This window comes from Pseudomonas sp. D47, from assembly GCF_045447305.1.
Classification (GTDB): domain Bacteria; phylum Pseudomonadota; class Gammaproteobacteria; order Pseudomonadales; family Pseudomonadaceae; genus Aquipseudomonas.
This window is the reverse complement of sequence record NZ_JBJGXU010000061.1, coordinates 13742-34383: the sequence shown is the minus strand read 5'-3', so window position 1 is coordinate 34383 and position 20642 is coordinate 13742. Positions and strand designations below refer to the sequence as shown.

The following is a 20642-nucleotide window of genomic DNA, read 5'->3' as shown; positions in this document are numbered from 1 at the left end:
ATGCTATTGCAACTACTCCCATTGGTTTCCGCGTTACAGGTATAGCGCAGGTCGCTCGCGGAGATCGAGTTGCAACTACCATGGCCTTCCTTGGCTCTGCAGTAAGCGCGCTGGTCCGAATCGCCAATGCTGTCGCAGCCAGCAAAGGCATAGCCGCTAATCATCAGCAGCAGTACAAAAATCAATCTCATCGCTTTCTTCCTTGGTTTGCCGGGAATCCACCCGGTATCTTCGGCACCCTGGCGCTCTGCCCAGACGCATATCAAATTGACACTATCACAAGAAAAAGTTCCCTCGCATCTTCAGCAGTCTACCCGCTGTCCAGGCATCCAGCGTGGACGGAATGCCAGTAGCGATTCATCTAGAGCCAGTAGTAGCCTCCCCCCATTCAAAGCTGGCCAGGAGGGCCTATGTCGTCGCTGTTGTTCTACACGGATGAAAATGAAGCAATTGTTGTCACGGACACGTTGTTACATTACTCCGTCGACACGCCCCCAGGTTTCACAAGCAAAGCCATTTCGTTCCCTCACATGCGCATGATTATTGCCGCAACCGGATCGGCCCTTCTTTTCAGTCGATGGATCGGCCTTGTGAATAACCAAGGTTTTGCCCTCGATATAGATACTGTCAATGCTCATGCGCCCCAGGAGCTGCAAGCCCTCTGGAGCGAACTGAATTGCCATCTCCCCGCCCTCCGCGACCAATCTGCAACGATCTATCACTTCGGGATTTCCGACGACTCGGGAAAAGTCCATGGATTCGCTTACCGTTCTGGGTCGGACTTCAAATCCGAGCGTTTGGATTATGGGCTTGGCGTAAAGCCAGAGCTTATGGACAAAGCGGGAATAGACTGGAATTCCTTCCCGGCGTGTGCGCCCGAAATCATGCGTGCACAGTCGCGACAGGAGGACGAAAAGTCCAGGGATCGCGTTTACATAGGCGGCACGACTGAGGTCACTCATCTAACGAAAGACGGATTTTCGATTTATTCGCTGGGCAATTTGGACTGAGCGTCTTTGTGCCTGAGGATCAGGCGCGTACGGTCATGCCAGGGGCCACCAAAAACGATGATCTCGGACGGCCTGCCGTACAAGTGGTGCAGCAAGAATGGGCCGGGGCCGAAGGTGCCTGAGTCTTCGTCGGGCAGCGCCGGATCAGTGCCCAGGTAAATCCCGGCGTGGTTCGGGTGAACCGTCCGCCCTACGTGCATGACGATCAGGTCGCCGCGCTGCGGCCGGTCGACGCGGACAAAGCCGGCAGCCTCGTAGTGCTGCTCGTACAGGCTTGCGTTCTCCGCACTCTCCCACCAGCCATCAGTGCGCTGGAAGGCATCAAACTCAAGGCCCCACTCACGCTGATACCAGTCGGCGCATATCGCCCAACAATCCCATACCCCATGAACAAACGGGCGCTTGAGCAACGGCGTACTGCCAGTTGGTGTGACAGTCCTGAGATCTCCTTCCGGCCAGCTGAGTATGTGCCAGGGCAAGGCCGTGGCCTCACACATCGCCAGGTCATGCGGTGACGGCCTGCTGGTTGCGTCCGGGTGTGAGTGAACGATACCAATCACCTCGCCCAGGTCTTCCGCCGCAGCGTAATCCTCTGGATCAATCCGGAACTCTTCGTTCGGCGCCGTGGCGGTGTTTCGGCACGGGAAGTACTTCTGCGCCCTGCCGACGGCCAGCAGCAGGCCGCAGCATTCACGCGGATACTCGGCCGCCGCGTGCGCCTGGATGGCCGCGATAATGTGCTTACGCATGATCAGCTCCTGCTCAAAAGCGAAACTGCGGGGAATCCACCGAAATTGAGTTCTTCGTTCTCACCGAAGCGCAACTTGCAGGACGACAAACAGCCCTTGCACTGGTCAAGTGCCGGGTCATCCGTGGGGTTGTCCTCATCGTCGAACATAGCCGCGCCGGTGTAGCCGCAGTCAGGCCCACGGTAACCATTGGTCATGGCCCAGTGGCAAAACGTCGTCATTTGCCTGCCAGGCAGTCCGTGGTTGTCGATCTCGCCCGGGGAAGAAAGCTCCCACACGACCGCCTCGCCGTCCTCGCTGGTTTTCTGGTCGATATACCAGATTTCCAGCGCCTCCTGGGTCGGGTCTGCGGTTGGGTTACCGTCAGGGAAGTTGGCTGCATCCAGGTACTGCGCCAGTGTCTCGCGAACAGTGAGCTTAAACTTCAGCAGGTCCTCGAACGCCAGGCACAGCGCTGTGACGCGCCCGTTGACGTTGCCGGCGGCGAAGGTTGGCCGAGAGGCGGTGCCGTCGCTGCTCGAGGAAATACCCTCAATCTGCACCGGCCAGGCGGCATACTCGGCGCCCTGCCACCAGATCGACTTGGCTGGCAGATCCTCTTCCGATCCCTCGTAAGCCAGCAATTCCTCCGGCGTGTGCGGAATGGCGTGGCCGTGGAAGCGCAGGTAATCCGCGCCGTATTCGGTCCCGTCAATTTCATACAGGCGAATTTCGCCGCCGGGCTCCAGTTTTTGGATGTCCGTGATCAGTGCCATGGGCGGTTATCTCAGGGCTGGAAGGTTTGTTGGAAGGTGGCGGTGATGGCGTAGACCTGGCCGCCGCGGTGCACAGGCTTGTAGCCGTTGCACTTGTAGAGGCCGAGTTCACCAAGAGGCGGCGTCCAGAGAAAAGCTTTCGCCCCCTTGTGCCGGCTGAGGAACACCTTGATCGCCTTGATCTTGGCCTCCATCCCGGTAAAGGTTACGGGCCAGGATTCAGACTGATTGTTGATCCCGTCCTCAACCGACTGCTCATATCCATCGCCAAACTTTTTGGTCCGGACGCGCTGGGTGATATCGCCCTCAGCGCCCTTCTCCGTCGCCCAAGTAAATCGTTCGATTGCCATCAGCGCCCCTTGATTGCTTTGTTGATGACGCCACCCTGCCCCATGTCCTTGTTGCGCATCTGCTGATACTTCTGCTCAACGAACGCGGCCAGCTCTTTGCCGAACAGGTCGTAGCCGGGTGCATCTGCACTCGATGACGCATTGCCGTCGCCATCGATGTGCACCTCGACGTTGATCTGCGTTGCACCGGCCCCGCCGCCGCCCATTGCCATTACGCCAAGCTTGCCGCTGGAAGTTCGGGTCAGTGGCATGATCGCCTCCTCTCCAGCCTCACCCATGACGCCAGTTTTGCCGTTCGCCATGCCGAAAGCCGTGGGCTTGCTGACGATGGAGTTGGTGAAGGCTCCGCCGTCGGCGAACATCTGAACGCCGCCCGACCAGGCACCGCCCAAAGCCTGTGGGAAATAGGTGCCTGAATAACCGGCTGAGGAAGCGCCGAGGTTTGACGATGTAGCGCCAGCAGAGCCGGCAGCAAGCCCATTGCCGCCACCCGCGGCGCTGCCGCCCAGGTAACTTGCCGCAGCGCCCACCAAGCTTCCCAGCAAAGCCGAACTGGCCTGGCGGGTTGCGATGCGCGCCATGTCGGCCAAGATCGACTTGGTGAAGTCTGCAAAGGAAAGCTTGCCAGTCATGGCGAAGTTGACGATTGAGTCTTCCATGGAACTGAAGGCGTTGCCGAACAGGCTTTTGGTCTGTCCGGCGATGTTCTGCGCCGAATCCAGGTAATTGGCCCAGGCTGCAGTTGCTCCATTGGTCCAGTCGCCCTGGGCGTTCTCCACATCGGCGTAGTTCTGCCGGATTTGGTCGGTCGCTTTCTTGTTCGCGTCTGCGAGCGCCTGCGACTTACGATTGAACTCTTCAGGGTCCATCTTCCGTGATGGGTCAGACTGCTGGCTCTCAAGCTCGCGGACCTGCTGGGCATAGGTGTCTTGCTGACCGTTCAGCTCACCATACAAAGCATTCTGTCGATCACCCTGTCCTACGCCGACAACTGCGCGCTGACCGGCGAGCACCAGGGCCTTCTGTTGCTCGCCAAGTGCTTCGACGTATCGTTTGATGTTGAGAGTTTGTTTGTCGACCCTGCCCTTCTCGGCAATCGCCAACACTTCAAGCTGGCTATCTGCGTCCTTCTGCGCCTTGACCATCCCGGCGCGCGCGTCAGCGATCTTCTGGTCCAGCTGGATGCTTTGCGCGGCTGTAGTGGTCTTCTTACCCTGTGCAGCCTCAAGGGCTGCAATCTCGGCTTCGTAGCCGGCGGTAACTTCATCCTTTTCTGCACGTATCAAAACTGCACGCTGTGACGCGTAATCAGCTTGCGAAATCAGCCCCGCCCTCTGCGCAGCGTCCAACTGCTTCTGGGTGTTGGCGTATTCGTCCTGAATACCCCTGAGTGCATTCTGCGAATTGTTGTATGCCGTGAGGTCTACAGCGCCGGCCGAAGCTGTTTTGGGATCTTTATTCTTGTCCTTGATGTTCTGGAGCGTCTTGGCGACATATTCCGCCTGGACCTTTGGATCATCAGGGTTGGCCTTTTTCAGTACCTCGACATCGCGCAAATACGCCTTGGTCAGCTTGTCGCGCTTCTCAGCATTGCTAAGCGTCGAGTCACTGATCTGCTTCAGGCGCTGCTCAGCAGCAATGCCCTCCTTCTGGATTCGCGCTTGCTCCCCTAGATAACCCGTCTTCGATTTCTCGGCATCAATCTGAAGTTCCAGGAGCGACAGGGCTGCCTGGTCCTTGGCGGTGTCTCTGGTTTCCAGGCCAAGAGCAGCAGCTCGGCCACCCTTTCCTCGATTGTTTGCAAGGCGATCCCTAATAGCTTGGGCCTGCTGCTCCATGGTGAGTGCTCGACCGACATTCAATGTCGCATCGAGCGCTCCGGCGGCGGCGTCTTTTATGCCTTTCCAGGCTCGCTCTATCAGGCCAAGATTCTGGGTGATTTCACCACTTCGAGTTTGAATGGTTTCTGCGTAGGTCTTTGTCAGCAGATCGGCTGCGCCTACGGTATCGCCCTGCTCCTTTAGCGCGATAATCTGCGAGTAGACAGAGGCGGTGAGGAAGTTGTACTGGTCGTTCAGTTCCTTAGCGGCCGCAACGGGGTCCTTTGCGATCTTGACGAACTCGGCAATGGTTGCGTCGACCGACTTGCCGGTTGCATCCTCCATCGCCGCAGCGGCCTCGGCGATAGTGCCGAAACTCTCGCCTGCGACCACACCGCTACTCGCCAACTTTGCAAGTGAGGCGGCGGCCTCGCCCGTAGTTCCATTCGTTGCGCTGACTTGGCGAGCCAGGTTCGCCAACTGATCAGCTGAGGTGCCTGCGTATTTACCGGTGAGGATTAATGCCTTGTTGTATTCATCAGCTTCTTGGCTGCCCTTGTTATAACCATAAATCAGAACGCCAACGACTGCCGCTGCAGCAGCCACCGCCGCAACCATCCCCATGATGCTCAAGGATGCGCCGGTCACCGCTGGAGGGAGTGCGCCATATGCCTTCTTAGCGTTTTCCGCGGCCTCCGCCGCCGTGTTCGAGCTTTCAGCAAGGTCCGACAGGCTTTCGCTTGCCTCTCCTGCGTTTTCGGCGGTGTCCTTCGCGCCTGAAGCGATACCCGCCAGGGATTCGCCCAGCACTGCGGCACCGGCGCCACCAGAAAACAACGAGCGGAACTTGTCCTTCAGGGCGTCCATCGTCGGACCAATGCCGCCGAAGGAGTCCTTGATCTGGCCGCCTTGCTGGATCAGCACCATCAACGGGTTCTGCCCACCCGCCAGGCTGGTGAAGATGTCCGTGAACTGCGCAGGCAATTGACGAAGCGCCGCCTGAGTCTGGCCAGCAGATACGCCGGTCTTGCGTAAACCTTCGTCGAAGTCGCCCAGCTTCCGCCGCGACGCGTCGATACGTGTCGAGTACTCACGGAAGGTGTCGGCATCAATGACGCCGGCGGCCTTGTACTTCTGCAACTGCGCCTGCTGCTGATCGAGTTTGTCGAGCGCGGCCATTGTTGGGTTGAGCTTGCCGAGCAGCTCTTGCAGGCCCTCGGCCTGAACTCCAGTTGCCGCAGCGGCCTTCTTGGTTGCCTCGGCCTGACGATCAGTCGAGCCGACAAGCGCATCCGATTCAGCCTGCAAACGCCGCTGAAGCGCTGCCAGGCTGCTTACCGACGATCCCGACGACTCCATGGCGGAAGCATTGGTGTTCACGCTGGTGGTCAGGCGCTGGTAATACTCGCTCGACTCCAGGGAGGCCTTCGCCGTTGCGAGAAGGCGAGCCTTTGCCTCGTCGAGCGTCTCGGAAAGCTTGCGCTCAGACGCCGACAGGTCCGCCGTTGCGGTCGCTGCCTTGTCGAAGCCGGCAGACACACCATCAGCCGCCTTCTCAGCCTTGGCGCCGGCCTGAGCGAGATTCTCCAGGTCAGAGGTGGCCTTGACCGCTTCGCCTGAATTTACCGCAATGCCAAGCTCAGCGATCGTAGACATGAGTGCTCCATTATTTCGATTGCTCAGACATAACGAGCAGCGCCTCGGCCTCCATTACTTGAAGGTCGGGGAAGATCTCTCTGAGTTGTTTTTTCTTCATGCCGATGAGCTCGGCAACGTCTTGTAGCGCCGTGTAGTCGAGGCCACACGCCCCACCCATTCCGGTGCGCCATTGGGTGTACATGGCGTTGAAGAGAACGAAGGACGGCCAGTTGTCAGCCAGCACATCGCAGTCCTCATCAGGAATGTCGGAAGCCATCAAGCCGAATACCGCGAGATCTGCGTCTGACGGTCCCGGCTGATACATCAGGCGTGCGACCCTGGTCAGTTTCCCGAGCGGACCGGCGCGTAAGCAGCTTGATAAGCGGCCACAATCGCCTCCCCGGCACCGGCCGATGTCTGCACCAATGCACGAATGGAGTCTTGAGAAAGCTTGTCGTCAAACCCCCAGCTCTCAACAAGCGCTTCGACCTGCTCTACTTGTCGCTCAATGTCGGCATCTGTGATGTCGATCAGCGTCAGATCGTCCGCTTTTGCTTTGAAAGCTTCCTGATCTTCCTTAGCTTTCTCCTGCCAGCCAGCAAACAGAGCTGCCAACTCCTTGCGGTTCCGGTACTTGAACTCAAAAGGCACCTGAATCACCGCGCCGCCGACACGCGGAATATCTACGTCTGCTTTGAACGTGGGGTTTTGGGCGATTTTGAACTTGGCCATGGGTTACACCACCGCTGCGTAGCGGGCTGGACGACCGGTCAGTGCAATGCTGATAACGCGAGTCATCAAGTTGTTACGCGACATGGTCGGAGTCGACGTGATCGACACGTAGCCGTTGTAAACGATGCTGCTGCCGCCCGGCAGGTTCAGGCGAAGAACACGGGGCTGCTTATCATCGTCCGCAGCTTCGCAGACATCGACATAGGGCTTGGAAGGGTCGTCGGCGACCGTGATGGAAAGCGTGATCGGGTTCTTGGTGGTCGGCATCTGCCGATCATCATCGTCAGCCAGGAAACCGTAAGTGAGGAACTGCTGATCGCCACCGGTGGAGTTCAGTTCGGTGATCTGCGAGATCTCGGTGAACGAGGTCACTTCGCGCGCAGAACCTACGCCTGACCCTGCAGGGTATTGCTGCACGTTGGTGGTGTTCACGCCGCCCAGTGCGAAGGTGCCGCTGGCAATGTCCGCAACCCGAACGGCGCGACCGTCGAGACGGGTCCAGCCGGAGTTCACGGCGATGATGTCACCTTCGGCCAGGCCATGCGCCAAAGCTGAGGCCACCGCCGGGTTCGCGTTGCTCAGCGTGGTGAATAGGATTGCCGTGCCGTAGGCGGAAGCAATTTCGAAAGTTGCGCCGTTGGGCATTTGAATGCCAGCCATTGGTATTTCCTCTTTGCAGATATGAAAAAACCCGCTCAATGGCGGGTTCTCGGGGTTGCCCAATGGGCGGGATCAGTTGGTGTCGGCTCGATACGTGAACGAGACCGGGACGGTGTACGTGGAATCGCCGGTGATGCCGGGGCCCTGGTCGACCGGCGACATCGTCACCACGGTGACCGAGCTCTTCGTTTCCCTGGCGTATAGCGGGAACAGATCGGTCAGTTCAGCTGCTATAGGGTTCGTCTTGGTCTTACCCGTGCCGGCCGGCGCGATGATGCTCACCTGGAACACACCGGTGAACAGCCGGTGATCGCCATCCAGGTCGATATGGTCTTTCTCGTTGAACAGCTTCAAATGTTTACCCAGTAGCTCGAAACCCTTCAGGACATTCTTGGCGTCAAACTCAAAGGCCGGCGCCAATCCACCTTCCGGCGTATCTACGAATACTTGGCTGCCGGATCGATCCAGCACCGGAGCTACCTGACGGCAGCGCTCAATGACCTCGACGATTCCGGCAATCACATAATCTTGTGTTATTGCGGTGCGCTTCGACCTCTCCTGAGTCGCCTCACTCAGCGCTTTTTCAATCTCAGGTTTTCTCAGGTTCTCTTGACCAATGGATGCAGCTGTCTTCTTGCTGTAACCCGCACGAATTGCGGCTTGCGTGGCATTCAGATCTTTCAGGTACTCGTCGACGAAGCGCTGCTGTTTTGCTGTCAGCGCCATAGGGATTCCTTTGAGACTTTGGTGCCTTGCTTGGGTAGGACTTGAAATGGTGGAGTGTTACAGGTAATGGTTGCGGCCTTAAAAAGTAAGGAAGCTCAATTCAATGTCTCGCACTAAAGCCATCTGCCTTATCGCTCTCGCCACAGCGGCTCTTTCCGGGTGCGTTACTGCCCCTACGTGGACCAACCTTGGACCAGTTGATCTCGATGTCTCGAACGGCCGGACTGCCTGCCATATCGACGCGAACATCATCGATGGAGAGCGAGTTGAGGGCACACTCTGCTCCACATACGAGTCCGGTTTCTTTGGAGGCGGAGAACCAGAAATCTACTTCGGGCCACAGAACCGAAAATTCATGCGAGAGCCGGTGAGCACAACCACCACCGGAGTTACTAAAGACTGGAAGGGGAAGAACGCATTTTTACAATGCACCCCTACTTTTGCCGTTGATGGCAAAACAGTTGAGAAGCGCTTTTGTAAGGTCACCATCAATGATCAATTGCTGGTCAGTGCATCCTTCAAATACGTGAAGTAATACTAGATATCAGAGGTCTGCCAACTTATGACCCGGCCTGGAAGAGCTATTTAATACGCTCCCAGTCGGGTTGCTTGGTTGTCATGGAAACTCCGAAACCATTTGGTGCGTCTGTGCGTGGGCATGGCCATGGAGCAATCCAACGATCAGGCCCTGGGGCAACCCGAAAGCCTTGGCGGCATCCACTGCATCGGCAATAGCCTTGTCTAGGGCGCCTACCGCGGCGTTGATGTCTTGGCTCAATGGGAGAGCGTGACGCAGGCGTGTGACGTTATGCATCGGTTAACTCCGCGCCACGATTTGGCGAATTCGAAAACGTGGCGCGAGTTACTGCCCCGCACCGCTTCTGGGAAACTTGAACTCGGCGACCCGATCAGCAAAGTCGGCCAGCTTCTTCACGCCCAGGAACCCGATAAACACCCCGGCAGCCGTCGCAAGGTTCTGCGGCAGACCGAAGTATTCAAGGACTGGGATCAGACCAATCGTGATCAAGGTGCAGATCGCCGCTTCGAGCAGAGCCTGGCGCCGGGTACCGCCGCCATAGATGATCCTGATACCAGCCATCAAGGCAGATAGCCCGGCAGCATAAAGCGTTGGCGAATGCTGACTCAGCCATGCAAGCACGATGAGCCAGGTGTCTGGTTTGTCTGGCATGTTGGACATCTCGGTTCCTCCCCGTCAGGGAGTTATGAATATGACAGGCTATGACCTGCAGATTTGAATCAGCCTCGGCGGCGGCCTTAACTCAGAGCGATGGGTGTGGGGAGCCGAAAACGAAAAAGCCCCGGCAAATGCCGAGGCCCTGGATATATGCGGATGGACAAGATTCTGAGCTGCGGCGCTTTGGTATTGGCCTGTGGCGACGACTTCAAACAACTAGCCGCAAAGCCGGCGCTACCCGAAAACTCAACCTTTGGCCACTCAGTCACCATCTGCATAATGAAAAAGCCTCGCGCGCTGGCGAGGCTTGTATCGGGCAGAATTAATAATCATTGACCAGCATAATCATGCCCGGACCAAGTGGGGTATATCCTGTCGAACCCCCTATTATTGGGATTTATCGTGACTTTCACGTAACCCGCAGTTTCTAGCAGATGAATGTGGTAGTCGACAACGTTTTCGCTAAAGAGCGGCACATTTCCACCGGAGGCTTCAATATTTTTGACGAATAGAGTACGGATCTTTACTTTGTCAATACCACTACCAAACTCATCGTTGGCGATTAGTAATTCGATCAGTTTCTTTGCAACGTGCTTTTCTCTAAGCATGCCTATCCCTCTGCAATTGATATCAAATAGCCACGCAGAGACTACAGCAACAGCGAGATACGAAATAGCCCCGCATATGCAGACCCTCAATAGGTGCGCGCATCTTTCCGAGCTATCTGCCAAACGCCTTCTCAACGTCAACACCCCTATGCACCGATCTCGCTGACCCAGTCTCGCGCCCCCCTGGAAGCACAGTGTGGTCAGGGCGCACGGGCTGCCGGTGTTGTTCTCGTACGTCGCACTACCGGCTATCGACGTCCAGGCCTTCCCGAGGGCTGTCCTGGCTACAGTTGAATTTGAGAAATAAAGAAACCGACGTGGTGGTCGGTTTGGCAAATCGAAAGAAATCGTGCTAACAAGGTTTGCACAGGAGGCGCCATCAGGGCGCCACCATGGAAGAGGAATTGCAATGCTCGTAGATATCTACCGCGACCCAGGTCTGGATAGAATCCTGATCGTAGAAGACGGGAAAGGGATTCCTCGAATCTCCGGCATAGGCTCGAATTTTTTGAAAGATCTTACGTTTCATCGGCAGGTCGACTTCACGGATCTGCCAAGTGGGCTTCAGAGCGAAGAGGTAATGGCGTCACTAAAAGAGCGCGGCTTTTACGCTGCGCGCCAAACTGTGACCGTTACCGAGGTCGAGATTCAAGACTGACCATTTAACAAAAAACCCGGCTTTTTAGGGCCGGGTTTTCGGATTGAGGCAGCCGGACAAGTGGCTTATTGCTCGTTTAGGACTCTGAAAAATCAGAAGACCCGAATGGTTAATGCGGGCAGGTTGTTGACGTAGTAGGCAGTAGAAGCATTTGCTACGAGATTTACAGGTGCTTTAGTAATGGCCTTATTCATACGAGATTCCCCTTCTTGTCCAAGTTGTTGTACTGCTTTTGGTGAATCAGTGAGCGCTTGCAGGAACCAAAAAATTAACAGAACCACAAGACCTACTACCATCAACAACCACCCGGGTGTGACATAACCGCATGCCAGTGCTCGGTCATCATTCCTCAAGACGCGCGGAATGACAGGATGGACGTAATTTACGACATGGCGACATGATATTGCAAGCCCTTTTGAGGGGGTATTTCATGCCGCGTCGCACTCCAGTACTCCCACGGCCTCAAGCATGTGCTGCGCATCAACCAAAGCCTCGTCCACCATCGACTCCAGCGCCCCCCTGATGGCTTTGTTCCATCGCTGATATGTGCGCTCTGTCAGGCCTTGGGAATCCCAGTTCGTCATGTCGTAGTTCGACTCCGCCAGGACGATCATCTCCCCCGGCTTCGACTCGGCGACCGACCTGGCGTGCTTGTTGGCGCGGGCCACATCTGCATCGGCCGCCCTGTTGCGCCAATCCCACTGACCATCCTGCTTGTTCTCCCGGTGCTTTGGGGCCTTGACCTCGACCACAGCGCGCTGAATGCCCTTTGACTGCTGAGGGACCGCCCAGACCAGAACCGCCTGCTGAGTGAAGCGCTTGGGCGCCGGCGACGGCACAACCGCTACAAGGCGACCGATTGAATCGATCTTGCGTCCACGGTGGGTGCTGTACTTCGCCACCAGTGCATTCCAGTGGCGCGGACTGAGCTGGGCATGCAGAAGCTTGTGCACGATGCAGTCAGCGAGCAGTGCAGCATCCTTGCCGGTGATCTCGCCCTTTAGCTTGCTGGTCTGCACTCGCGGCTCGACGTTGCACCCGCCTGCGCTGTTGATGGTCTCCGCTGCGAGAGCGCGGACGACTGCCGAAATGACATTTTGATAGTTCATGCTGCCGCCCTCTTCAGTTCTCTGGTCTTTGCCCGGTAGTACGTCTTGATGCCCTTGATCTGCTCGACGGAGTACTTGCGCACGCTCTGGTCAGCTTCCAGAGCGTCAACCGCTTCCTGGCCGATTCGCGTGATCAGGCCGATCCGGTAATCCACGGCATTGCCCGAGAGGAACCGGTTGTCCTGCTTGCTCTGGGCATGGCAGTTGCGCTCATCGAAGCGAAGGTGTGGCGCGGAGCCGACGCTGCGGTAGTGGCCAGCATCCACTGCGTTGCCGCTCCAGTCCAACGGCTTGCCGCTGGAGATGCAGAGGTGGCCGGCGGCCTTGTCCCGGGTGCGGACGTACTCGTTGAACGCCTGCTGAGCCTCACGCATGTGTTCACCGCGGCTCTTCAGCTTCTCCTTGCGAACCTTGATCTCGCGGCGCTCAATCTGATCAAGCGACTTGCGCGCCTTCGCCTGGTTCACGCCCTTGATGGCCAGGCCGCACTTCGGGCTACATACGGCCTGCCCCAGGCGCTGCGGCGGGAAGCTGATGCCGCATGCCGGGTTCTTGCACTTCTTCGGTTTTGGTTGCTTGGCGATCATGCAGCCTCCTTGCTGAGTAGATCAGTGAAAACCACACCTTGGCCTGTGAAATAGGCAGCGATGCGGTCGGTGTAATGGATGCCCTGGGCACGGTTGAACAGGCTAGTTACCGGGAACCCGTCCGGCCCGAACAAGTGGCACTCGCCCATCATTGCCAGCTTCGTTTCGTACGGCAGATGGCGCATGACCCTGTACCACTCAGCCTGAAAGCCAGCGTCCTCGTTCAGCAAGATCTGCACGCCGAAGTGCAGCTTGCAGTACCGGCGGGCGTCGGCCGCATCACCGATCTGGTTCATCTCGGCGATGCGCTTGTACATCCCAAACCAGAGCCGGTTCTGGTCGAGCGTGCGGTCCTTGCCTGGGCGTATGGAAACCACCACGAACTTGTTATCGCGGTACATGGCGCTCAACTTGGTGATCGCCTCAGAGAGCCTGGCCTGGCAGTTGACGCTGATCTTGTCGGTCATCAGAACCCATCCTTACCGCGCTGGGATTCCCACTCAAACGGGATGACGATCACCCCTCCCTCTCGCAACCGATCAATGCAGCGCTCGCCTAGTGCGTCAGGCAACGTCTTTGCGTCGAGGTTGGAGACGATCACAGTCGGACGCATTTGCTCGTACCGGCCATTGATGATTGCGAAAAGCGTGGTCAGCTCGAAGTCGCTCGGCTTTTCCTTGCTGACGCCGATCTCGTCCAAGATGAGCAGCGAGGGGCTGATCAGGCTCGACAGGATCTGGCTTTCGCTCTGGTCACTGGAGTGGTCGTAGGTGCCGCGGATGGCCTGCAGTACGGCGCCGATGGTGCGATACACCGCGGTCGCGCTGGACCTGGCCATAATCTCGTTGGCGATCGCCACGGACAGGTGCGTCTTGCCGGTACCGGGCTTACCCAGCAGCAACAGGCAGCGGCCCGATTCGGCGATCTTCGCGAACTCAGCGGCATACCGGCGGCAGGTATTCAGCGCCTTCCGCTGTTCGGTGGTGGTGGCGACATAGCCGTCCAGACTTTTGCTGGCGAAGCGCTTGGGTATCAGCGCGGCGCCAAGCTTGCGCTCCATGGCCATGCGGAGCTCCATCGCCTTGTTGGCCTGCTCGGCAGCTTCAGCCTTCTCGCGAATGATCCAGCCGCACTCAGGGCAACCACTTCTCAGCTCTTTTCCGAGTACTGGGAAGACCTTCTGTTCGTACTGGCCGTGGGTCTCGCAGTCCGCGGGCTGGATGCGGGTGCCCGGCGGCAGTTCTGGAGTTGGTTGAACTGGCTCAGATCGCATAGGAACCGTCCTCACGCTGAATCAGGCCATCGGTGTAGTTGCGGTCAGCAAAGCCGCTGTGGCGAGACGGAGGGGCCGGAGTTGGTGCAGCTTCAGCGAGGCGCTTGATTACCCAGGACGCCTTGAAACCCTGCCAGCCGGAATTCAGCGCTTCGGTGATTGCATCGTCTGCGGTGATCCCGGCCTCGGCGCACTTGGCCAGCTCGGTGTTTACGGTCGCCCAGACGGTGGCGGTCACTGCGGCACGCTTGGCCTTGCGTTGAGTCAGCCAGTCAGCCAGCAGTTGCTCGGGGACGTTGTGCGGGTTGTCGGCGAGCAGTTGAGTCATGCCGAACGGCGCCTTACGGTCAAGCTTCGGCGGTTCGGTTGGCTCTTGGGGCGGATTAATCTCTTTCGTAGAAAGAGTTAATAGGGGTTCTTTCTTTGTATAAAGAAGGGAGTCGTCGGTTTTGGTCTGTTTCGCGGCTGAGCCGATTCGGACCACTTGAGCCGAATCAGACGATATGGTCTGTTTCGGCTCTACTACGAAGATCCACTCTTTTGGGTCGCAAACTCCGATGTCACCGCGTGCACCACCCTCTCGGTACAGCACGCGACGGCGCAGCAGGCCGGAAATAGCCTTCGACACCGTGTCAGGGTGGATGTGGGTTGCTTTGGCGATATCAACCGCCGGGATGCGATGGGCGCCCGTGCTGAAGTTCAAGGTGGCCTTTGCCACGTATAGAACGATCTTCATTTCGCGCGCCGACAAATCGATGGCCATCAAGCCATCCATCATCTGGTTGTCCATTCGGGTGAACCCCCGAGGGTTGTGTATCGGAACAATGTTTGGCATGATTTCTCTCGCATAAAGCTGTTGAAGAAGCCGACCTCGTACGTCGGCTTTTTTGTGCCTGGAATTCAGGCGATGGATTTCAGTGGCCGGGTCGCTGAGAGCAGTTGCTCCGCACGGCGCCCCAACTCCCCCGCCTTCGCTTCAACCTGGCGGCACTGCTTGGCAAACGCCGGCAAGTGCGGCAGATCCAGTTCGCACATCACCTGGTCGTCGAAAACTTCGCTGCCGGTGTCGATCACATCCCCCAGGGCGCGGATCAGTGCGCCGAAGCTTTTGTTCGCGCATTGGTCGCTGGTCATCTGGCGGGCGCCGGTCAGCCCGTGGCGGCTCGCCAGTTCGTTCACGCAGTGGTCACGGAATTCAGGCTCGAGGGCGTTCACCCACGACTCTTCCAGCCAGGACGGCATTTCCTGATCACCGGACAGCCAGCGCTGAACACGTTTGAGCCAGCGGCCGGTCGCCTTTACGAAATCGGCTACGTCGTTCTGCAAGGTCAGCGCGGCAAAGTCCGGCACCTCTTTAGCGATGGCCTTATCCGGGCACGACAGGTGCAACTCGCGGCTCAGCGCCTGGGCGAAATCGTCCTGGCTCAGACTGGTGCGTGCGATCTGGTTTGCAGCGTGGGCGACCAGCACCTGATCACGGGTCTGTACGGTGTGTCTGGAACTGGACGTTTGCATGGGGACAGCTCTCTTCTAATCTGGCTTCAATGGAACGGCGGACAGGGATGTCGCTTAGGCGGCCCGAACATCCGCAGAAGATTGCTGCGGAAAAACGCGATCCAAAGTGCATTTCGCACCTAATTCATTCAGCGCCTGGACGATCTTCCGGGCGTCTTCAAGCTTCAATGGGCGTGCCCCCGACTCGTAGTTAGCGAGCCGCGACTGCTTCCAGTTGAGCTTTCGGTGTAAGGCTGCCTGGGTGATTCCGGCCTCCTCACGAAACTCTGCTATGAGGTTCATTGCGTTGCTCCTGCGGACAATAAACCAAGGATAAACACATAACGTGTTATTGGCAAACACAATAAGTGTGCGGAATTTATTTCACTCCGTGATTAAAATTCGATCCATGAAGACACTCGGATCGCGCATCGCGCACTACAGAGAAAAAGCAGGGCTTTCTCAGGCTGCCTTGGCAAAGGCGTGCGGGTGGAAATCCCAATCGCGCATAGGAAACTATGAGAAAGATGCTCGGGAGCCAAACCTTGACGATATCTCCAAGATTGCCCATGAACTGAAAATCGATCCGGCAGCGCTGCTTTTGCCTGGCGAAAGCCCCTCGAATATTTCAATCGCCGCCCAGCCCACCAAATCATTCCGCTACCCAGTAATCAGCTGGGTTGCCGCCGGCGCCTGGGCGGAGGCCGTAGAGCCCTACCCGGCCGGATTCTCGGACAGCTACGAGTTCTCGGAATACGACTCCAAAGGCACAGCGTTCTGGCTGAAGGTGAAAGGCGACTCAATGACGGCGCCCGCCGGCCAGAGCATCACCGAAGGCACGCTGATCCTGGTGGATACAGAGGCTGAAGTTGCACCAGGTAAGCTGGTGGTGGCCAAGCTCCCGGACAGCAATGAAGCTACATTCAAAAAGCTTGTGAGCGACGGCGGCCGGATGTTCCTGAAACCGCTGAACCCAAGCTACCCAATCGAGGCCGTAGACGAGAACTGCCGGATCGTAGGCGTAGTTGTGCAGGCGCTGCAGAAGTTTTACTGATCCGCAAGTGTGCCGGGCCGGGTATGCCCGGGCGGTAAGCTAAATCGAGATATCGCGAGCTGAGTAGCGCTCGTATGCACAAAGGAATGTGGTAATGAATGCCTTTCGGATAGCGACTCTACTAATAGTCGCCCCGCTTTTTATCTCCGGCTGCTACAGCACGCCAAAAGAAAAAACTGAGTACGAAAAACAGATCGACGCAGTACCGATGCCTGTAACGGAAGCTGAACGGGTTGAGCAGTGTCGTAACTTCCAGCGAAGCGCAGATCACCAGTGGGTTGACGACCTTATACAGCACATAGAGCGGTCCAAAATCGGCGCCTCGGATTATGAATATACCGAAACTGCAGCGCTCAGACGGCGCCTCAGAGCCATGAAGTGCCCTGGGTGGGGCTGGTTTTCCTGATGCTGCTGCCCAGGGTGAGCCAATGACTGCCTGGCGAGAGCAGACCTTCTGGAGCAAGGTTGGAGTTATTGCTTGCCTGGCTTTCCTTATGATGCTCCCCGGCTATTCCGACGTGGCAGGGCTGGGCGGAGGCTCTTCCGGCCGCAAGCGGGTGTTCAGCCCTGGATTCGTTGTACTCTGTGTTTTCGTGGCGGTGATTGAGCTGATAGCGCTGATCCATTTTTATGGGCAAAATGCATGAAGCATGAATTGGATTTATTTAACGTGGATATTTTTATCAGCCAAGGATGGGTACTTAGCACAAATGAAGAAGATCTCACAAAAAGCGAAATTGCGCTTTCTACGAAAATGGATCTCTATAGAAAAGAGACTTTATAAATCCAGAGTCCTGCGTGAAACCGGAAAGACAACTCCCAAGACTAGCTTTATCGCACCATCGTATTTCTCTCTAAATGGTCCAGAGAGGAAAAAGTTAGTTTCCTTCATCAAAGATATCAGAGACTCCATAGTTTCTGGTTCCAGAGCAATATTTATTGATTTTAGACAAACTCAAAAATTTATTGCTGACGGTACATTGCTGTTTTATGCAGAAATGGACCGACTTCTAGACCATCACCCAACTCTTACAATTCGGTGCATGCAGCCTTTCAATAAAAAAGCATCACAAGTACTGCAGCAGATTGGATTCTACAAACGAATTGGAAAAACGGTTAAAGAATCTGTATGCGATCACGACGATGTAATTAGCTGGCGAGTAGCGAGAGGCCAGGGCGCCGTAGGCGAGCAGTACGACAAAATACTTGGACATTATGACGGAATAATAACAGAAGCATTACAGTCCGAACTTTACACCGGACTAACGGAAGCCATGACAAACGCTCATCACCATGCATATATTAGTCAAAGGGGTGATGGGATTAGATCTTCTCCGTCTTATAAACCTTGGTGGATGTTTTCTCAAGAAAAGGCCGGCATGCTAACCGTGGTTTTTTGCGACTTGGGCGTTGGGATTCCAGGTTCACTTCCTCATAGCTCAGATGAAGGCTGGAAACGTTGGTGGGCCGTAATGAGGCGCCTTGGCATGCACACCAGAGGTGACGCTAACGTGATCCGCGGAGCCATTCGACACAGCCGAACCCGCACGCAACTCCACAACCGAGGGAAAGGCTTGATTCAAATCGTGGAAACCATCGGCGCGGTTGACGATGGCCAAGCAATATTGCAAAGCAATCGAGGCTGGTACAGAATTCATGCCCGGAAGGAAACCATCGATGACTACAAGCTGTCTATAATGGGAACCATAATCTTTTGGCAAATGCCGCTAGAGGCGAGGCCATAGCCATGATCACATTGAAAATAGCAAATGATTTCTCCAGACACCCTGCTGGGAGATTCGTATCTGATGGCCCTTATAGCGGACAGCTATTTAGAGAGCACGTGTTAGAACAAATCATCAGAAACGGTGAGCGCACCATTATCGACCTGGATGGTGCGAGGGGGTATGGATCATCTTTTTTGGAAGAGGCATTCGGGGGTCTCGCACGGAAGCATCCGCTCTCACTTATCAACTCTTTAATAACTTTTAAGTCTAGAGATCAGAATCTAATCGATAGAATTGAGCTCTACATGAAAAACGCCAACAATACGACTACAAAAAAGAAATCTCTACTTTTCGGGGGCGGCTTAGATGTCAGGAGCGTCACAAGGTAATGGAGTACCTTATTGGTTCTATCCAGTTACTTGGATCTTGGTCGTTGTAGGCTGGATAATTGTAAACTGGCAGAACAATCGAAGAGAAGATAGAAAGGAGGTCAGAGCTGCGCTTACAAAAATGTACTCAGATATCAGCGAGCTCGAAAAGGATGGAATAACCTTCCACACCTCCAAACAGCAAGATTATAATCTTGCCTCACAAATTTTGTTAGCACAGGGAAAGCTGAGCGAGCGCCTTAGTCATCTAAGAATTCGCAGATCTTCCTACTCGGGTGAGCTAACCGCGTTCACAGACTCAATTTCTCTTGAGAACTTCTATGATTCTAATTTTGTCAGACAATCAATAAGCTCCCCCCTCGCAAACAATATACGCGACACAGCGAAGGAGCTTGAGGCAGTACTTGAGGACGAGTTTAGCAACTTGTTCCGAGCAGGATTATTCATAAAAATAAAATCTTGGTATCTTCAAACCAAAGAGCAAAATAATATATTTAAATCACTCTTATATTGTATCGAAAAACAACAAAACCTGATTATTATTTTATTTGCTTACTTTGGTATCATAGGCATGATCTACTATGTACTGACCTTAATCCCAAAGAAATAGTCAAATACAACTACAGCCTAAGATACTAAATTCACCAATCTTTCAACACGCATCAACTAAACGCAATGAATCTAAGTTGATTATAACTTTGTCCCTCACACGACCCAATAGTGATCGACTATTATCACCTCTGAACCGAGCGGAATACTTTAAGTCCGCTCCCCCCATCGCGGGCTTTTCTTTGCCTGCGATTCAGTGATCCTTGTAACCCTCCCCCTATAGCTCTTTGCACCAATGCCCACGAGCAAACGGTCCGCAAATATGCATTTATGCATGAAATTTTCTGCCGCTCTCTTGCCAAGATATGTCAGCACCAATACTGTACATACATACAGATTTCGTAAGGAGCGAAGCATGAACCAGGCATCCTACCCCGCACCCAAACCGACAAATTCCTACGAGCTTGTGGGTCACCGCCTACAACGCTTAATCGCATCTCCCCGGGTCCAGAGAATTCAGTTGGTGGAGGTATCTAGGCGCGAAGACGAAAGCCCTGAAGCCTGGCGCCAGGTCATCCAGGATATCGGCGACACCGCCGGCATCAGGATCGAGCATTTGGATGACGGTGCCGTCAGGATTGGCTGGCGAGAGTATTGCGATTCCTAAATGAGCACACCGGCAGGCGGGCTCACCGCCCCGTCCTTCTCAATCCCCCTATAAAAACCACACAGCGTGATTCAATCATGAAAAATACAAACACGTTACGTGCTGACATGATAAACACACTCTGTGATTATCGCTTCAAGCCAGCAACGAACATCGCCGGCCAGCAGCGAAAGCTGCGCCGATCTTTAGCGACACCACTTGCCGGATCACCACCGGCCCAGATTCAAAGGCAGCGATGAACCGGCCTAAACGGTTCAGAGGGTTGGCAACTGACCCGGGCGTGCAGCGTAAAGCGCCAAGAACAGTTATCCAGCGGGAGAACAAGCCGAAAGGCCCGCGGCTGGAAGAACATTTGATTCAAGCCGGTGACCGACGCCAGTAGCGGGTCACGGCGGAAAGCATCACTGAAGCCCGTTCGAAGAGCGGGCTTTGGGATGTAGACCAGGTGCTACCGACTTTTCCGAGAGCTGATTATCTGCTGGCATCTATCAGCCATCTCCGGGAGGGATACAGCCACATCAGACAGAACGCGGTACATCTCATGCTCGTCCGGAAACGGGTACACATCGAGGTTGAGAGCGATCTGAATCTTGCGTAGATCTGTGCCTTCAACAAGCCAGCGCTCGACGGTTCGAGTCATCGCTGAGCCGTTGTCATTAGTCTGCCAGGCAAGAAAGTCGAAGAGCCGGGCCACCTGCATGAAAGGGATCGAATCGGGAATATCGGCAAAAAGCCGATCAGCCAAATTTTCCTCCCCAAACTCAACCACTACTGCATGGACAGCCCCGAACGCCTCAGTGTATTCGGGCTCGCTGCTCTCTGCTGCGATCACGTTTAACGCCCTTTCAACAACCTGATGCATAGCAATTCCCTGCTCCGAAGAGGAGTGTCG

The 20642-nt window shown here is 55.6% G+C and carries 30 protein-coding genes and 2 pseudogenes; 10 read left to right on the top strand and 22 right to left on the bottom strand.

Translation table 11 applies throughout. The annotated features are described in order from the left end of the window. Positions 1 to 191, bottom strand: a pseudogene (locus tag ACI77I_RS26500) (hypothetical protein); the annotation flags it as partial. Between the two features lie 219 nt (positions 192 to 410). Here ACI77I_RS26500 and ACI77I_RS26495 point away from each other — a divergent pair. Next, a complete protein-coding gene (locus tag ACI77I_RS26495; protein WP_242155404.1) occupies positions 411 to 1010 on the top strand; it encodes a hypothetical protein in 600 nt (199 codons plus the stop codon). On the opposite strand, the gene ACI77I_RS26490 is transcribed toward ACI77I_RS26495, so the two are convergent. The 9 genes and pseudogenes from ACI77I_RS26490 to ACI77I_RS26450 all read right to left on the bottom strand — a co-directional run. Next, positions 986 to 1759, bottom strand: coding sequence for a C40 family peptidase (locus ACI77I_RS26490; protein ID WP_406999185.1), 774 nt, complete (start codon positions 1757 to 1759; stop codon positions 986 to 988). The genes ACI77I_RS26495 and ACI77I_RS26490 overlap by 25 nt on opposite strands. A 2-nt stretch (positions 1760 to 1761) precedes the next feature. Then, positions 1762 to 2514, bottom strand: coding sequence for a phage minor tail protein L (locus ACI77I_RS26485; protein WP_242155402.1), 753 nt, complete (start codon positions 2512 to 2514; stop codon positions 1762 to 1764). Between the two features lie 11 nt (positions 2515 to 2525). Continuing rightward, positions 2526 to 2864 (bottom strand): phage tail protein, encoded by a 339-nt coding sequence (locus ACI77I_RS26480; protein WP_406999183.1) that lies wholly within the window; start codon positions 2862 to 2864, stop codon positions 2526 to 2528. Then, a complete protein-coding gene (locus ACI77I_RS26475) occupies positions 2864 to 6340 on the bottom strand; it encodes a phage tail tape measure protein (RefSeq protein ID WP_406999181.1) in 3477 nt (1158 codons plus the stop codon). Before ACI77I_RS26475 ends, ACI77I_RS26480 begins: the two co-directional genes overlap by 1 nt. 10 nt (positions 6341 to 6350) lie before the next feature. Continuing rightward, the gene (locus tag ACI77I_RS26470) at positions 6351 to 6647 is read right to left on the bottom strand and encodes a DUF1799 domain-containing protein (RefSeq protein ID WP_406999179.1); all 297 of its coding nucleotides are present in this window, start codon (positions 6645 to 6647) and stop codon (positions 6351 to 6353) included. 17 nt (positions 6648 to 6664) lie between these two features. Then, positions 6665 to 7054, bottom strand: coding sequence for a phage tail assembly chaperone (locus ACI77I_RS26465; protein WP_406999177.1), 390 nt, complete (start codon positions 7052 to 7054; stop codon positions 6665 to 6667). 3 nt (positions 7055 to 7057) lie between these two features. After that, positions 7058 to 7714, bottom strand: coding sequence for a phage tail protein (locus ACI77I_RS26460; RefSeq protein ID WP_406999175.1), 657 nt, complete (start codon positions 7712 to 7714; stop codon positions 7058 to 7060). Positions 7715 to 7786: 72 nt separating this feature from the next. Continuing rightward, on the bottom strand, positions 7787 to 8068 hold the full coding sequence (locus ACI77I_RS26455; protein WP_406999187.1) for a phage tail terminator-like protein: 282 nt from the start codon (positions 8066 to 8068) through the stop codon (positions 7787 to 7789). Beyond that, a pseudogene (locus ACI77I_RS26450) lies at positions 8054 to 8440 on the bottom strand (terminase small subunit); the annotation flags it as partial. The gene ACI77I_RS26455 and the pseudogene ACI77I_RS26450, both read right to left, overlap by 15 nt. A 103-nt stretch (positions 8441 to 8543) precedes the next feature. Here ACI77I_RS26450 and ACI77I_RS26445 point away from each other — a divergent pair. Further along, positions 8544 to 8975 carry a hypothetical protein gene (locus ACI77I_RS26445; protein ID WP_406999173.1) on the top strand — a complete coding sequence of 144 codons (432 nt, stop codon included), beginning with the start codon at positions 8544 to 8546 and terminating at the stop codon, positions 8973 to 8975. Positions 8976 to 9056: 81 nt separating this feature from the next. Here ACI77I_RS26445 and ACI77I_RS26440 read toward each other — a convergent pair whose 3' ends face one another. Further along, positions 9057 to 9254 carry a hypothetical protein gene (locus ACI77I_RS26440; RefSeq protein WP_406999171.1) on the bottom strand — a complete coding sequence of 66 codons (198 nt, stop codon included), beginning with the start codon at positions 9252 to 9254 and terminating at the stop codon, positions 9057 to 9059. 48 nt (positions 9255 to 9302) lie between these two features. Next, the gene (locus ACI77I_RS26435) at positions 9303 to 9638 is read right to left on the bottom strand and encodes a phage holin, lambda family (protein ID WP_029294997.1); all 336 of its coding nucleotides are present in this window, start codon (positions 9636 to 9638) and stop codon (positions 9303 to 9305) included. A 153-nt stretch (positions 9639 to 9791) separates the two neighbouring features. Here ACI77I_RS26435 and ACI77I_RS26430 point away from each other — a divergent pair, with 153 nt between their 5' ends. Next, positions 9792 to 9971, top strand: coding sequence for a hypothetical protein (locus ACI77I_RS26430; protein WP_406999169.1), 180 nt, complete (start codon positions 9792 to 9794; stop codon positions 9969 to 9971). On the opposite strand, the gene ACI77I_RS26425 is transcribed toward ACI77I_RS26430, so the two are convergent. Further along, complete coding sequence (locus ACI77I_RS26425; RefSeq protein WP_406999167.1) at positions 9965 to 10243, bottom strand: hypothetical protein; 279 nt, start codon at positions 10241 to 10243, stop codon at positions 9965 to 9967. The two genes, ACI77I_RS26430 and ACI77I_RS26425, sit on opposite strands and share 7 nt — an antisense overlap. Positions 10244 to 10652: 409 nt before the next feature. On the opposite strand from ACI77I_RS26425, the gene ACI77I_RS26420 reads away from it, so the two are divergent. Further along, positions 10653 to 10901, top strand: a complete 249-nt coding sequence (locus ACI77I_RS26420; RefSeq protein ID WP_406999165.1) for a hypothetical protein — start codon at positions 10653 to 10655, stop codon at positions 10899 to 10901. A 92-nt stretch (positions 10902 to 10993) separates the two neighbouring features. Here ACI77I_RS26420 and ACI77I_RS26415 read toward each other — a convergent pair whose 3' ends face one another. From ACI77I_RS26415 to ACI77I_RS26380, 8 genes are all read right to left on the bottom strand, one after another. After that, a complete protein-coding gene (locus tag ACI77I_RS26415) occupies positions 10994 to 11197 on the bottom strand; it encodes a hypothetical protein (RefSeq protein WP_406999163.1) in 204 nt (67 codons plus the stop codon). 132 nt (positions 11198 to 11329) lie between these two features. Further along, on the bottom strand, positions 11330 to 12010 hold the full coding sequence (locus ACI77I_RS26410; protein ID WP_406999161.1) for a hypothetical protein: 681 nt from the start codon (positions 12008 to 12010) through the stop codon (positions 11330 to 11332). Next, positions 12007 to 12597, bottom strand: a complete 591-nt coding sequence (locus ACI77I_RS26405; RefSeq protein WP_406999159.1) for a recombination protein NinG — start codon at positions 12595 to 12597, stop codon at positions 12007 to 12009. The genes ACI77I_RS26410 and ACI77I_RS26405 overlap by 4 nt, the downstream gene beginning before the upstream one ends. Then, the gene (locus tag ACI77I_RS26400) at positions 12594 to 13064 is read right to left on the bottom strand and encodes a hypothetical protein (RefSeq protein ID WP_406999157.1); all 471 of its coding nucleotides are present in this window, start codon (positions 13062 to 13064) and stop codon (positions 12594 to 12596) included. Before ACI77I_RS26400 ends, ACI77I_RS26405 begins: the two co-directional genes overlap by 4 nt. Continuing rightward, entirely contained in the window at positions 13064 to 13870 is an 807-nt protein-coding gene (locus tag ACI77I_RS26395; protein ID WP_406999155.1) for an ATP-binding protein, read from the bottom strand. Before ACI77I_RS26395 ends, ACI77I_RS26400 begins: the two co-directional genes overlap by 1 nt. After that, positions 13860 to 14705, bottom strand: a complete 846-nt coding sequence (locus ACI77I_RS26390) for a replication protein (RefSeq protein ID WP_406999153.1) — start codon at positions 14703 to 14705, stop codon at positions 13860 to 13862. Before ACI77I_RS26390 ends, ACI77I_RS26395 begins: the two co-directional genes overlap by 11 nt. Positions 14706 to 14770: 65 nt before the next feature. Next, positions 14771 to 15385 (bottom strand): hypothetical protein, encoded by a 615-nt coding sequence (locus tag ACI77I_RS26385; RefSeq protein WP_406999151.1) that lies wholly within the window; start codon positions 15383 to 15385, stop codon positions 14771 to 14773. A 54-nt stretch (positions 15386 to 15439) separates the two neighbouring features. After that, the gene (locus ACI77I_RS26380) at positions 15440 to 15667 is read right to left on the bottom strand and encodes a helix-turn-helix transcriptional regulator (protein WP_068936760.1); all 228 of its coding nucleotides are present in this window, start codon (positions 15665 to 15667) and stop codon (positions 15440 to 15442) included. A gap of 43 nt (positions 15668 to 15710) precedes the next feature. Here ACI77I_RS26380 and ACI77I_RS26375 point away from each other — a divergent pair, with 43 nt between their 5' ends. The 6 genes from ACI77I_RS26375 (at position 15711) to ACI77I_RS26350 (ending at position 19750) form a co-directional block, all read left to right on the top strand. Next, a complete protein-coding gene (locus ACI77I_RS26375) occupies positions 15711 to 16418 on the top strand; it encodes a LexA family protein (protein ID WP_406999149.1) in 708 nt (235 codons plus the stop codon). 428 nt (positions 16419 to 16846) lie between these two features. Beyond that, entirely contained in the window at positions 16847 to 17065 is a 219-nt protein-coding gene (locus ACI77I_RS26370; RefSeq protein ID WP_406999147.1) for a hypothetical protein, read from the top strand. A gap of 3 nt (positions 17066 to 17068) precedes the next feature. Next, positions 17069 to 18163, top strand: a complete 1095-nt coding sequence (locus tag ACI77I_RS26365) for a hypothetical protein (RefSeq protein WP_406999145.1) — start codon at positions 17069 to 17071, stop codon at positions 18161 to 18163. 2 nt (positions 18164 to 18165) lie between these two features. Beyond that, positions 18166 to 18534 (top strand): STAS-like domain-containing protein, encoded by a 369-nt coding sequence (locus tag ACI77I_RS26360; protein WP_406999143.1) that lies wholly within the window; start codon positions 18166 to 18168, stop codon positions 18532 to 18534. Next, positions 18512 to 19144 (top strand): hypothetical protein, encoded by a 633-nt coding sequence (locus ACI77I_RS26355; protein ID WP_406999141.1) that lies wholly within the window; start codon positions 18512 to 18514, stop codon positions 19142 to 19144. The genes ACI77I_RS26360 and ACI77I_RS26355 overlap by 23 nt, the downstream gene beginning before the upstream one ends. 354 nt (positions 19145 to 19498) lie before the next feature. Beyond that, complete coding sequence (locus ACI77I_RS26350) at positions 19499 to 19750, top strand: DUF1654 domain-containing protein (protein ID WP_406999139.1); 252 nt, start codon at positions 19499 to 19501, stop codon at positions 19748 to 19750. Positions 19751 to 20198: 448 nt separating this feature from the next. Here the strand turns inward: ACI77I_RS26350 and ACI77I_RS26345 are convergent, their stop codons facing one another. Next, positions 20199 to 20612 (bottom strand): hypothetical protein, encoded by a 414-nt coding sequence (locus tag ACI77I_RS26345; protein ID WP_406999137.1) that lies wholly within the window; start codon positions 20610 to 20612, stop codon positions 20199 to 20201. Between the last annotated feature and the right edge of the window lie 30 nt (positions 20613 to 20642).